The organism is Christiangramia sp. LLG6405-1 (assembly GCF_045055805.1).
In the GTDB taxonomy this organism is placed as follows: Bacteria; Bacteroidota; Bacteroidia; order Flavobacteriales; family Flavobacteriaceae; genus Christiangramia.
Window position 1 is genome coordinate 1,094,309 of sequence record NZ_CP159330.1, and the last position, 13,411, is coordinate 1,107,719.

General features: G+C 40.4%; 12 protein-coding genes and 1 pseudogene. 5 read left to right on the plus strand and 8 right to left on the minus strand.

Annotation, left to right across the window (positions count from 1 at the left end):
• Window positions 1-8: 8 nt before the first annotated feature.
• Both ABVM50_RS05075 and ABVM50_RS05080 read left to right on the plus strand, forming a co-directional pair.
• Entirely contained in the window at window positions 9-410 is a 402-nt protein-coding gene (locus tag ABVM50_RS05075; RefSeq protein ID WP_405200249.1) for a DoxX family membrane protein, read from the plus strand.
• Window positions 411-436: 26 nt separating this feature from the next.
• Entirely contained in the window at window positions 437-1,792 is a 1,356-nt protein-coding gene (locus ABVM50_RS05080; RefSeq protein ID WP_405200250.1) for a dihydrolipoyl dehydrogenase family protein, read from the plus strand.
• Window positions 1,793-1,795: 3 nt separating this feature from the next.
• Here ABVM50_RS05080 and ABVM50_RS05085 read toward each other — a convergent pair whose 3' ends face one another.
• The 6 genes from ABVM50_RS05085 to ABVM50_RS05110 all read right to left on the minus strand — a co-directional run bounded on the left by ABVM50_RS05085 (window position 1,796) and on the right by ABVM50_RS05110 (window position 7,992).
• Window positions 1,796-2,587 carry a tryptophan-rich sensory protein gene (locus ABVM50_RS05085; RefSeq protein WP_405200251.1) on the minus strand — a complete coding sequence of 264 codons (792 nt, stop codon included), beginning with the start codon at window positions 2,585-2,587 and terminating at the stop codon, window positions 1,796-1,798.
• 12 nt (window positions 2,588-2,599) lie between these two features.
• The gene (gene pdeM, locus ABVM50_RS05090) at window positions 2,600-3,280 is read right to left on the minus strand and encodes a ligase-associated DNA damage response endonuclease PdeM (protein WP_405200252.1); all 681 of its coding nucleotides are present in this window, start codon (window positions 3,278-3,280) and stop codon (window positions 2,600-2,602) included.
• Window positions 3,237-4,379, minus strand: coding sequence for a methionine aminotransferase (locus tag ABVM50_RS05095; protein WP_405200253.1), 1,143 nt, complete (start codon window positions 4,377-4,379; stop codon window positions 3,237-3,239). The genes pdeM and ABVM50_RS05095 overlap by 44 nt, the downstream gene beginning before the upstream one ends.
• Window positions 4,380-4,465: 86 nt before the next feature.
• The gene (locus tag ABVM50_RS05100) at window positions 4,466-5,209 is read right to left on the minus strand and encodes a succinate dehydrogenase/fumarate reductase iron-sulfur subunit (RefSeq protein WP_141876557.1); all 744 of its coding nucleotides are present in this window, start codon (window positions 5,207-5,209) and stop codon (window positions 4,466-4,468) included.
• A 59-nt stretch (window positions 5,210-5,268) separates the two neighbouring features.
• Entirely contained in the window at window positions 5,269-7,272 is a 2,004-nt protein-coding gene (locus tag ABVM50_RS05105; protein WP_405200254.1) for a fumarate reductase/succinate dehydrogenase flavoprotein subunit, read from the minus strand.
• Between the two features lie 3 nt (window positions 7,273-7,275).
• Window positions 7,276-7,992 carry a succinate dehydrogenase cytochrome b subunit gene (locus ABVM50_RS05110; RefSeq protein ID WP_299152415.1) on the minus strand — a complete coding sequence of 239 codons (717 nt, stop codon included), beginning with the start codon at window positions 7,990-7,992 and terminating at the stop codon, window positions 7,276-7,278.
• A 266-nt stretch (window positions 7,993-8,258) separates the two neighbouring features.
• Here ABVM50_RS05110 and ABVM50_RS05115 point away from each other — a divergent pair, with 266 nt between their 5' ends.
• The 3 genes and pseudogenes from ABVM50_RS05115 (at window position 8,259) to ABVM50_RS05125 (ending at window position 9,976) form a co-directional block, all read left to right on the plus strand.
• The gene (locus tag ABVM50_RS05115) at window positions 8,259-8,768 is read left to right on the plus strand and encodes a DinB family protein (protein ID WP_405200255.1); all 510 of its coding nucleotides are present in this window, start codon (window positions 8,259-8,261) and stop codon (window positions 8,766-8,768) included.
• Between the two features lie 3 nt (window positions 8,769-8,771).
• Window positions 8,772-9,689, plus strand: a pseudogene (locus ABVM50_RS05120) (DnaJ C-terminal domain-containing protein).
• Window positions 9,686-9,976 carry a chaperone modulator CbpM gene (locus tag ABVM50_RS05125; RefSeq protein WP_405200256.1) on the plus strand — a complete coding sequence of 97 codons (291 nt, stop codon included), beginning with the start codon at window positions 9,686-9,688 and terminating at the stop codon, window positions 9,974-9,976. The pseudogene ABVM50_RS05120 and the gene ABVM50_RS05125 overlap by 4 nt, the downstream one beginning before the upstream one ends.
• A 1-nt stretch (window position 9,977) precedes the next feature.
• Here ABVM50_RS05125 and ABVM50_RS05130 read toward each other — a convergent pair whose 3' ends face one another.
• A complete protein-coding gene (locus ABVM50_RS05130) occupies window positions 9,978-10,496 on the minus strand; it encodes a GNAT family N-acetyltransferase (protein WP_405200257.1) in 519 nt (172 codons plus the stop codon).
• Window positions 10,497-10,511: 15 nt separating this feature from the next.
• A complete protein-coding gene (locus tag ABVM50_RS05135) occupies window positions 10,512-13,370 on the minus strand; it encodes a VPS10 domain-containing protein (protein ID WP_405200258.1) in 2,859 nt (952 codons plus the stop codon).
• Window positions 13,371-13,411: the final 41 nt, after the last annotated feature.

The following is a 13,411-nucleotide window of genomic DNA, read 5'->3' on the forward strand; positions in this document are numbered from 1 at the left end:
AATTATGCATGGACCATAAAAAGCTAGCTTACTTCTTTGCCAGGATCACGCTGGGAGTAAATTTCAGTATCCATGGAGTGGTTCGAATGCCAAAACTCAAAAGGTTTGCTGAAGGAATAATGAAAGGTTTCGAAGGGACTATGCTTCCAGAATTTATGGTGATCCCCTTCGCTTACGCAATCCCTATAGTGGAATTAATTTTGGGGATAATGTTATTACTGGGGCTATATACGAATAAAGCGCTGGCAACTTCAGCAATATTAATGATTGTTCTAATTGCAGGTAATGCTTTTAAGGAAGACTGGGGAGCTGTTAGTACCCAGATGTTGTATGCTCTATATATTTTTTTCCTGATCTTTTATCAGGAGAATAATTCGTGGAGTCTTATAGCTAACAGGAAAACTAACTAGAGAATTACAAGTAGAGAAATAAAATTATGGGAATCGATAAATTTGATGTGTTTGTTATTGGAACCGGGACTGCCGGGAAAAGTGTTGCGAAAGAATGTGTGGAGGCTGGGTTAAAAGTTGCGATAGCAGACAATCGCGAGTTCGGAGGAACCTGTGCAAATCGCGGATGCGATCCCAAAAAAGTTCTAGTGGGTCTTACAGAGATACTGAACAGGTCTCAGAATATGCTGGGAAAGGGTATCAAAAGGATGCCAGAATATAGCTGGAAGGACCTTCAGGATTTCAAGAAAAAATTTGTGGACGCTGTACCTGCCGCTACAGAGCAGGATCTTGAAGCATTGGATATCAAAATGTATCATCAATCTCCAAAATTCCTCGATGAATCTACGATCTCAGTAGAAGGGAAAACTGTGAAATTTGACAAGCTGGTCATAGCAACCGGGATGAAGCCTTTAGAATTGCCTATTCCAGGACGGGAACTGGCAATCAACAGTGATGACTTTCTGGAATTGAAAGAATTACCTGAAACCATGATCTTTATTGGTGCGGGTTATATAGGAATGGAGTTCGCTCATATTGCTGTCAGATGCGGTGCTGAAGTGACCATCGTTGATAGCGAAGAATCACCTTTGAGTAATTTTGATGAGGATATGGTTAAATACCTGAAGGAATCTTCAGAAGAGCTGGGGATTAAGTTTGTAATGAATGCGAGGGTAGAGGAGATAGAGAAGCTTCAGAAGAACCTGAGAGTTACGGCGGATCAGAACGGTAAGAAGGTGGAGCTCAAAGCCAGATGTGTTGTAAACGCAGCCGGCCGTGTGCCTTCCATTGATGAACTGGAGTTAAAACAGGGCAATGTAGACTTCTCGAAAAGAGGAATACTGGTCAATAAAAATCTTCAGAGTATTTCAAATCCAAATGTTTATGCCTGTGGAGATGTTTCTGCGAGTGAAGGTTTACCGCTAACGCCACTTGCATCCCAGGAAGCACGGGTTGTTACCGCAAATATTATGGATCTGGATAGACCGCATGAGTATGATTATCCACCACAACCTTCAGTTGTATTTACGCTTCCTAATGTAGCTTCCGTAGGATTAAATGAGAAAGAGGCGAAAGAAAAAGGTTATGATTTTCGGGTGAAGATGAGTGATGCCAGTGATTGGTTTAATTCAAAACGCATCAATGAGAAAGTTTATGCGTATAAGACGCTGGTAGATAACGAGACCAACCTGGTTCTGGGTGCTCATCTGGTAGGTAACGAAGCTAGCGAAACCATCAATATGTTTGTGATGGCGATGTGTGGAAAACTGGACTGCGGGACTTTAAAAGGTATGATCTTTACATATCCAAGCTGGTCCAGTGATATTAAATCGATGATCTAATTACTAATCACCTTTCATCATACGATATAATGGCTGCTGTTTTCTATTCTTGAAACCGTGGTAGGAAATGTTTAAAAAGATAAGGAGAGCTCCTGCTGCGGCTGAGTAGGCGATCACATCGTACTGTCCTATTTGCTTTACGTAAATTCCGATCAGAGCCCAAACTCCAACCGCAGCAAATTCGCGCATATTTCGTTTATAGATCATCGTGATATTTAGAGCAACTGTAATCAGGATCATTAAGAGCGTCCATTGAACCTCAGAAAGGAAAGCTCCATCCCAGCCGGTTTCTTTCAACCATGCTGCGGTATTGGCAATTGCTGCTACTGCGATCCATCCTGAATATAAACAAATAGGCCACCAGTAGAACGCAATGATCTTAAATGGCGGATCTGTTAATTCCATTTCTGTATTGATAATGATCTTACATAATTTCGCCAGGATCAGGAACATAATAACAACAGAAAGGCCCGGAAAGTCATACAACCAGGCAAGGCTCCACAAACAAGTACCAATATTGGCAACAATAAACCAGAATTTTGTCCTTTTGATAAACTTCGTGTGTTCTCCCTTGCCAAAGGCCTGAATAAGCATATACACAGAAAAGGCTATTAGAGACAGGAATATCACACCCCAGATTGAAAAAGCATACCCGGCCGGAGTAAAAAGATTACTGTATTTATCACTCATTTCTCCAATCGTCTTACCATTGATCTCACCAGTCTGGGTGTAGTAGGTGAAAGCGATGGTGATGATAACAGAAATAAAATTGGCTACAGCTAGTTTCTTGATCATAAGAATGGGGGATTATTGAATGGGTATCACTTCTTTCCCGGTTATAGCGAATATACGATCTCCATCTTCAGGTTGCATAAAATAATTCCCGGTAAATTCTCCAAATGCGGGGAAGATCATCTGGTTAGTGCTTTTGTAAAAACAAGGCAATTTCAGCATTTGTCTGCCAAAACCAAATAGTTTATATCCCGGGTGAATATGTCCGCATAAATTGAATAAACCTTCATGCTCTTTAGGATGGTGTGTCAGTATGAATTTTTCAATTTTTAATTCCTGATAGATCTGTATGCCGAGTTCCTGGTAACGTAGTGGCGAAATTATATCATGGTTTCCGGCAACCAGGTGAACCTGATTATCGATAGAAGTAACCCATTCTTCAAAGATTTGCCATTCCATATTAAGCGATGAATGGAATAGGTCACCAAGAAAAATGATATGCTCGGGATCAAAGTCTTTCCGTATTCTATCCAGCCTGTCGAAATTTTCTACGATCGCCTGGTAGGGTACTGCGCTTCCATGTTTTCTGAAGTGTGATACCTTTCCAAGATGAACATCTGCCACCAACAGGATCTCCTGTTCCGGCCAGTACGCAACGCCTAGCGGATGCAGTACGAAGTCCTGTTCCAGGATACGTATATTGATATTCATATTATAGTGAGCATAAAATTTCAGCTGCCTTCTCCAATGTTTCATTTGTTTTAGCAAAGCAAAAGCGAAGCTGAGAATGATCTTTTTCGTCTATATTAAATACTGAAACCGGGATAGCTGCAAGTTGATGTTGCTTCACCAGTCTTTCCGCAAAATCGGTATCTTTTTCTGTAGTAATTTCTGAAAAATCCAGTAATTGGAAATAGGTGCCTTTTGACGGTTTGCTACTGAATTTTGAACCGGAAATAAGTTTTAAAAAAGTATCTCTTTTTTCCTGGTAAAAACCTGAAAGATCGAGATAATTTTCCGGTTGCTTCAGGTATTCTGCATAGGCACGTTGCATAGGATGATTTACAGAAAAAGTGGTGAGTTCATGGATTTTCCTGATCTCTTTCATCAGCTCTTCAGGAGCTACACAATAACCGGTTTTCCATCCGGTATTATGAAATGTCTTTCCGAAGGAGCCACAAACAATACTTCTTTTCGAAAGTTCTGAAAACCTGGAAGCACTTTGATGAATCGTCCCATCAAAAATTAAATGCTGGTATACCTCGTCACTCAGTAATATGATGTTAGTATCCTTCAGCAGTTCTTGCAATTTCAACATATCTTCTTCGGAAAGTACGGTGCCCGTTGGATTATGCGGAGTATTGATGATGATCATCCTGGTGCGATTTGTAATAGCATTGGCAACTTCTTCCCAATCCACCTTATAATCACTGCCTTTCAGCTGGATCTGTACAGGGATACCTCCTGCTAACTGAATTGTTGGCTCATACGAATCGTAAGCCGGCTTCAGTACGATGACCTCATCATCTTTTTGCACCAAGGCCGTTATGCTATTGTAAAGAGCTTCTGTCGCTCCTGAGGTAATCGTAATTTCGGATTCAGGTTTGTAATATCTTCCGTAGAGATCATTAAATTTCTGGGAAATCATTTCACGTAGTTCCAAAACTCCGGCATCTGGAGGATACTGATTATGACCATCCCTCATAGCTTTGGTCACAAGGTCTTTAAGTTTATGATCGGTTTCGAAATTAGGAAAGCCCTGAGAAAGATTGATGGCATCGTATTGCTGCGCCATTTTACTCATCACAGAAAATATACTGGTTTTACTTCCGGGTAATTTCGATTCCAACTTCATAGACTTTATTGCAATTATTGATTTTAAGGTATAAAAAATCCCGAACTAAAACAGTCCGGGATTTCTATTTATGTTGATGCAAAGGTTTATTTAACCGATGCTTTCAGGTAATCTCTGTTCATTCTCGCGATGTTCTCTAGAGAAATTCCCTTAGGACATTCAATCTCACAGGCTCCCGTATTTGTACAGTTACCAAATCCTTCTTTATCCATTTGCTCTACCATGGCCAACACTCTACGGTCTGCTTCAACTTCACCCTGAGGTAATAGAGAGAACTGACTAACTTTTGCTGAGGTGAACAACATTGCACTTGCATTTTTACAAGCGGCAACACAGGCTCCACAACCAATGCAGGTCGCAGCATAAAAAGACATATCTGCACTTTCCTTATCTACTGGAATCGAGTTAGCATCCTGGGTGTTTCCTGAAGTATTTACAGAAATATACCCACCAGCCTGCTGAATTCTGTCAAAAGAGGTGCGGTCTACTACAAGATCCTTTATTACCGGAAAAGCTTTAGCTCTAAATGGTTCGATCACAATAGTATCACCATCCTTGAATTTTCTCATATGCAACTGGCAGGTGGTCACTCCACGATCTGGACCGTGAGGTTCTCCATTGATCTGCAGGTTACATGAACCACAAATACCTTCCCTACAGTCATGATCAAATGCTACAGGCTCGTCACCCTTAGCGATCAACTGCTCGTTAAGCACGTCCATCATTTCCAGGAAAGACATATCGTCAGATATATCGGTAACCTGGTATGTGGTCATTTTTCCTTTAGTTTCGGCGTTTTTCTGGCGCCATATTTTTAATGTAAGGTTCATACTTTTAGTATTGAATAATTAGAAATGAGATTGTTCGAAACGAATCCCAGATCTCAAATCTATTTATAACTCCTTGTTTTTACTTCGATATCCTCGTAATCAAGTTCCTCCTTATGAAGTATCGCATCGGCCGGTTTCCCAGTATATTCCCATGCGGCTACATACATAAAGTTCTCGTCATCTCTAAGTGCTTCTCCTTCTTCGGTTTGATGCTCTTCTCTAAAGTGACCACCACAGCTTTCTTCCCTGTGTAGTGCATCCTTCGCGAACAATTCTCCAAGTTCAAGGAAATCTGCAACACGACCTGCTTTTTCAAGTTCAGCATTCATTTCGTTCGCAGTACCTGGTACTCGAACATCCTTCCAGAATTCTTCTCTCAATGCCTGAATTTCAGAAATAGCTTCCTTCAATCCGGTAGCATTTCTTGCCATTCCTACTTTGTTCCACATAATCTTTCCTAAGATCTTATGGAAGTGATCTACAGATTTTGTTCCGTTAGTGTTTACCAGCTTTTCCAGTTGAGCTCTAACCTCGTTTTCAGCAGCTTCAAATTCAGCAGTATCAGTTGGGATCGCTCCGGTTCTGATATCTTCTGAAAGTGAATGTCCAATAGTATAAGGAAGAACAAAATATCCATCTGCAAGACCCTGCATCAATGCAGAAGCTCCCAGTCTGTTGGCTCCGTGATCTGAGAAGTTAGCTTCCCCGATTGCGAAACATCCTGGAATCGTAGTTTGTAGATTATAGTCAACCCAAACACCACCCATAGTATAATGTACCGCTGGATAGATCATCATTGGAGTTTCGTAAGGATTTTGATCTACGATCTTCTCGTACATCTGGAAAAGGTTACCATATTTGGCTTCCACAACTTCCTTACCTAGTTTTTGAATATCGGCATCTGAAGGATTGTTCAGTTTTTTGGTAGTAGCTGCTTCCTTACCATATCTCATGATCGCAGCGCTAAAGTCCAGGTAAACTGCTTCTCCAGTTTTATTTACCCCAAAACCAGCATCGCAACGCTCCTTGGCTGCTCTGGAAGCTACATCACGCGGCACCAGGTTACCAAAAGCTGGATATCTTCTTTCCAGGTAATAATCTCTTTCTTCTTCTGAAAGTTCCGTCGGTTTTTTCTTACCGGTACGAATTGCCTCAGCGTCTTCTTTTTTCTTCGGAACCCAGATTCTACCATCATTTCGAAGTGATTCAGACATCAACGTCAATTTTGACTGGTGATCTCCTGAAACTGGAATACAGGTTGGATGAATTTGTGTAAAGCAAGGATTTGCGAAATAAGCTCCTTTCTTATGTATTTTCCAGCTAGCTGTAACATTACTTCCCATTGCATTGGTAGAAAGGAAGAATACGTTTCCATATCCCCCTGAAGCGATTACAACTGCATGAGCAGAATGTCTCTCCAGTTCACCAGTAACCAGGTTTCTGGCAATGATTCCTCGAGCTTTTCCATCTACTTTCACCACATCAAGCATTTCATGCCTGTTGAAAGTCTGGATCTTTCCACGGTTGATCTGGCGGTTCATTGCTGAATATGCTCCAAGTAACAACTGCTGTCCAGTTTGTCCTTTAGCGTAAAAGGTTCTTGAAACAAGAACTCCACCGAAAGAACGGTTATCTAAAAGTCCACCATATTCACGTGCGAATGGCACTCCCTGCGCCACACACTGGTCAATGATGTTTCCAGATACTTCTGCCAGACGATAAACGTTGGATTCTCTCGAACGGTAATCTCCACCTTTGATAGTATCATAGAAAAGACGGTAAACTGAGTCACCATCTCCCTGATAGTTCTTGGCTGCATTGATACCTCCCTGAGCTGCGATCGAGTGAGCTCTACGTGGAGAATCCTGGTAGCAAAATGTTTTTACGTTATATCCAAGTTCTGCGAGCGTTGCTGCTGCGCTTCCCCCGGCTAAACCTGTACCCACTACGATCACGTCTATATTACGTTTGTTCGCAGGGTTTACAAGATTGATATCGTTTTTATGATTAACCCACTTTTCTGCCAATGGGCCTTTAGGTGCATTTGATTCAAATATTCCCATAGCTTAAATTTTTTCTAGTACAAAGTGAATGTAAAAAGGAATAACAGCGAATGCGAGCGGTACTAAAACTGCAAAAGCATAACCTGTTTTTCTAATAAATCCATTGTACTTAGGATGATTAACACCAAGTGATTGAAATCCACTTGAGAACCCGTGTGACAGGTGAAAACCTATTGCCAGCATCGCTACTGCATAGGCGATTGCCCAGAGTAAACCATATTGTGCATCCTGAAAGGTTTTGATCGTCAGGGTATAAAGATCTTTAACTTCCTCGCCGTTTGCCGTGGTGTAGTAAGTATCATCAAGACCTCCAAACTTCATTTCTGCCCAGAACATGCTCATGTGAATTACGATGAATGCAAGAATAACCGTTCCAAGGATTCCCATGTTTCTCGAAGACCATTTACTGTTGGTAGATGGTTTAAAGTTTACATATCCCTGTGGTCGTGCTTTACGATTGTGGATCGTAAGTAACAATCCATCGATTGCATGAAAAATGATACTAATGTACGTTACGTAGGATAACACTTTAACCGCAGGATTGGTTGTCATGAATAACGCGTATTCATTAAACTGGTCTTTTGCCATATCACTAACAGGTAGTAGAAGTTGCAGATTTCCAAATAAGTGACCTACTAAAAACAGGCACAGAAAAAGGCCGGTGAAAGCCATCCAGTATTTTTTTGCCAGTGATGACTTTAAAAGCGCAGATTTCGCCATAAATGTTTAGAATTATTTTTATATAAGTGCAACAAAAATACGCTTCATTCTAATTTTTAACAAGCTTTCCAAGTCTTTTTCCTGTCTATTTAGACTTAATTTAAAGTACTTTATAATTTGTTGAATCTTTGAAATACAGCGGCTTCCCGAAATCCATTTTCAACGTTTGTTAAATTCAATTTTAGCATGAGTCTGAGGGTTTTAGCAAAAGCTTAACTGAGGCTCCATATCAAAATTTTGTAATCTCACTTTTCACTGAAAAGTTTATGAAAGAAAGAACCGAGAAATTAATTCAGAAATTATCCGAAACATTCGAGGGAGATCCATGGTTTGGGCAATCCCTGATGCGGAAACTGGAGAATGTACCCTACATCATCGGTTATAAAACCTGTATTCCTAAATCACATAGCGTAGCTGAAATTGTTGCCCATCTTATTTGCTGGAAAAATTTTGTGTACGAAAAGCTCAAGAATAATGAGGATTTTGATATCACTATAGATTCTGAAATGGACTGGCCAGAAATCAAGATCCATAGCAAAAAAGAATGGGAGGAATTAAAAAGAGACCTTGTTTCGGCTCAATTCCGTATTTATGAAGCTTTGCGTGAAAAACCTGATGATTCTTATCTAACGGCTAACGTAAGCGGTCGGGAATATGATATGGAATATCTTATTCTGGGAATTCTTCAGCATGATATTTACCATCTTGGACAAATAGGTTTGATTGAAAGTCAGTTAAATAAAACCGAATCTGATAGCGGTGTATTCAAAGCTTAGTACATGGATTTTATAGATTATTATAAATTACTGGAACTGGAGAGATCAGCTTCTCAAGCTGATATAAAAAAAGCTTATCGAAAGCTGGCCAGGAAATACCATCCAGATCTTAATCCAGATAATAAGGATGCGCAGATAAAATTTCAGCAGATCAATGAGGCGCATGAAGTTTTAAGTGATCCTGAAAAACGTAAGAAGTATGACGAATACGGCAAAGACTGGAAACATGCAGATCAATTTGAGGAAGCTAAACGACAACAACAGGCTTCCGGTGGATTTGGTGGAGGTTTTCAGGGTGGTGGCCAGCGATCCTATTCTGGAAATTTTGAAGATGATACCTTTTCAGATTTTTTTGAGCAAATGTTTGGTGGGAGAGCCAGAGCTTAGGGCGCCAATAGAGGAGCACATTTTAAAGGTCAGGATTTCAATGCGAACTTACAATTGCGCTTAAGTGAGCTCTATAAAGATCAAAAACAAACGCTTACCGTCAATGGTAAATCTATAAGACTTACAATTCCCGCAGGTGTTGAAAACGGTCAAACGATAAAAATAAAAGGACACGGTGGCCCGGGAGTTCAGGGTGGTCCAAAAGGAGATCTGTTCATCACGTTCCAGGTTTTAAATGATACTGACTTCCGTAGAGAAAAAGAACATCTATATGCTACAGAAAGTATCGCCTTAACTACTGCAATCCTTGGAGGAGAACTAAAAGTGAAAACTTTTGATGGTGAAGTGAAATTGAAAGTAAAGCTTGGAACCGAAAATGGCAGTAAAGTGAAATTGAAAGGAAAAGGTTTTCCGAAGTATAAAAAGAAGGATCAGTTTGGAGATCTTTTTATCACTTACCAGGTTGATATACCGAAGGATCTGACCGAAGAGCAAAAGGAGCTGTTTCAGAAACTTAAAAACATTGGCTTATGAAAGAGGAAGATTTAATCCCAGCAGAGGAAATTTGTGTTCGTTACAAGGTCGAACGTCAATTCGTTACGTCCCTTAAGGATAGCGGAATCATTGAGATCGTGACGGTGCAGGAAACTGAATACATACATTGTGATCATCTGGCTCAATTTGAAAAAATGCGCAGGTTACATGAGGAGCTTGAAATAAATGTGCAGGGACTTGAGGCGATAAGTCACTTGTTAGGAAAAGTAGAGCAATTACAATCTGAGAATATAAAGCTCAGGAACAGGTTGGGTCTCTACGAGTAGTTTATAGCTCAATTTGATAAAGCATAAGTTCTGCAGGATCCCTCGGAATTTTAATATTCTCTTTGTGCTTAAAACCCAGTTTCTCTAATAACTTTTGTGAACCCGTGTTGTCAAGTCTTGTTATTGACTGAAGCGTTTTTAAGCTGAACACATTTTTTGCTGCCTCCACCAGTTTGATAGTAGCTTCAGAAGCATAGCCCTTACCTTCATACTCCGGAAGAAAGGCGAAACCCAGGTCAATTTCCTGAAGTCCTTCCCGATCATACAGACCACAAGCACCAATCTTGAAATTGTCCACTTTTCGAATCACACAATAATTGGAAATTCCCAATTCATTTAATTGCGGCAGCATTCTGTCCTTAATATAAACTCTGGCATCTTCAGTATTTCGCAGATTGCGATCTCCAATAAACTGAAGCCATTTGGGAGAATTGTAAAGCTGGAAAATAAAAGCATCATCATCCAGAGACATAGGTCTCAATAATAATCGCTCAGTTTCAAAGCTTCGAAATTCTCCCAATTATCCCAGGTTTTTTTATTTTACTTCAAAAGTAGATTCAGTAGTAGAACCTTTCAGTTCAAGGATCATTTTATAATTGCCTTTTGGAATATAGAATTTCTCGTCTTCAGCTTTAGAAATACTGGTTTTTTCATCCTGCTTCTCCAATTTTTTAGCTGAAGCTTCTGTAATACTAAGATCATAAGATCCGGTATTAAAGCCTTTATCTGCCTCGATATTCATCGTTTGCAAGGTAGTTCCATCTTCAGTTTGTATCTTCAATTTCCCACTTCCTTTTTTTGAAGTATAATAGGTAAATCCAAGTTCAGGAGTATAAGGATCCATCCATTTGCTATAGGAATTCCCCCATCTGTTACTGAACCTGATCTCTTTTTCCGAAGAAATCGTAAGTGCACTTTTGATATCGTCCATATTCATCGCTGCAATTTCAGAAATATCTGCGATATAAAGTGAACGACCATGAGTTCCCACAACCAGATCCTGTTCTTCTTCCTGAACTCGAAGATCGTGAACTGCTACATTAGGAAAATTGGTGCTAAATGCCTGCCAGCTATCACCGCGATCCAGGCTTACATATAGTCCGTTATCTGTTCCTAAATAAAGCACATTCTCATTGGATGGGTCCTCCCGAATGACGTTTACAGATGATGTTGGTAAGTTCGCACTGATGTCTTTCCAGTTCTTTCCGGAATCTTCAGAGACATATACATAAGGCTTAAAATCATCAGATCTATAACCATTTAAACTGGCATAAACACGATCCTTAGAATGTTCAGAAGCGATCACACGCGAAACCCAAAGGTCCTGTGGAAGATCTGCACTTAATAATTTCCAGTCTGCACCGGCATTATCACTTCCGTAGATATAACCATCATCACTTCCAGTATAAAGTTTTCCGAATTGAAATGGAGATTCAGAAATTGTAGCCAGAGTTCCATAAGGTACATTTCCGTCTTTGCCACCACCGGTAAGATCTTTCGAAATACTGGTCCAGCTTTCCCCTTGATCCATACTACGCATCAACTTATTTCCACCCATATAAAGGATGTCCTGGTTGTGAGAAGATAGAAGAATGGGCGTTTGCCAGTTGTAACGATAAGGACTTTCGCCTAATTCGTGTTTTGGATGTATATAAAGACGCTCGCCAGTTTCTCTGTTTATTCTAAAATAATTTCCAAACTGAAAACCGGTATATACAATATCAGAATTTCTGGAATCGATCTCCACCTGCATTCCATCACCGCCCATAATACTTTTGTAGTTGTAGTCTCCGGAAGCGGCCCATCCATTGCTTTCAGTATTCGTGTGTGGTCCAACCCATACGCCGTTATCCTGAAGTCCGCCATATACATTATACGGCTTTTCATTGTCTACATTGACCGTGTAAAATTGCCCAACTGAAGGTGAGTTGTTCTTTACCCAGTTTTCCCCATCATCATAGGAAATATTAATTCCGCCGTCATTCCCGTCAATTAAGTGTCCGCTTTTTTCTGGATTGATCCACAAAGCGTGATGATCTGCATGTACATTTTGAGCATCGATAGAAGTAAAGGTTTTACCTCCATCTTTGGATTTTAGAATCGGCACTCCATATATATAGATCGCATTTTCATCCTGTGGATCCACATGCACCATCCCGAAATAATAACCATAACTATAATAAAGGTCATCCAGGTAATCCTCATGGGTGATCTTCCAAGTTTTTCCCGCGTCTGTACTTTTATAGACCTGTGCTCCAATTACGGGCGTATCGAAAAGCTGAGTATTGGCATCTTCAAGGTACGTGGCAAGATCCTGAGGTTTTGCCTCGTCTTTCCGGATCATTTCCTTCACTTTCTCTGCGGAATATTTCTTCTGAAAATCATTCGATCTTAGGTAAGTCTCCAGTTCCTTATCATCAAGCTTCAGAAAAGCAGATTTCTTCATATTTCTGAAATCCTCTTTTACAAGTCCGCTTTTATCTGAAGATTTCTTGTCTTCAGACTTTCTTCGATCCTGATTATCTACTATGGCGTAGATAGTATTGGAATCGTACACAGAAAGTCCAATTCTTCCTACTCCGTCACCTGTTGGAAAACCGGAAGCTTCGGTAGAGATCTTCGTCCAGCTATCCCCGGCATCGGTACTTTTATAAATCCCACTGTTTTCACCACTTTCTCTAAAATCCCATGCTTTACGATCCTTGTCCCAGGCAGCCGCATACATTTCGTTGTAGTTTTCAGGATTTACCGCAACATCGATGATCCCGGTCTGCTCATTAATAAAGAGATTTTTGTTCCAGGTTTTTCCACCATCGGTAGTTTTATAGATCCCACGTTCATTGTTCGAGGAGTAGAGGTGACCAGTTACGCCCACTACCACTTCATCGGGATTTTCAGGATTAATTAGAATTCTACTGATATGATGTGAATCTGGAAGACCCATGAATTCCCAGGTTTCTCCCTGGTCTGCCGACTTCAATAAACCTATCCCGGCGTAGGAAGAACGGGAAGCATTCACCTCACCGGTTCCAACCCAGATCGTACCAGAATTCCAGTCTACAGCGATATCGCCAATATTCTGCGAAGGACTGTTGTCCATTACCGGCTTAAACGAAATCCCGTTATTATTAGTGTACCATAGACCACCGGTTGCATACGCTGCATAGAATTCAGTTGGATCTTCAGGATTCACTGCGAAATCTGTGATACGGCCACTCATAACACTAGGTCCAATATTCTGAAGCGGAATGTTCTTTACGATGGATTGCTGGTGTAGTACCTGTTTTTGTTGAAAGCCTTCTTGTAAAGCTTCTCCGCTAGTAGCAGTTTGTTGTGCAATAATAGGAGAGATCCCCATCAAAAAAGCACCAAGAAAATGGTAAGTTTTTTTCATAATTTTTATTGTAGTGCTTAAAAATAGCAAAACCCGGGCAT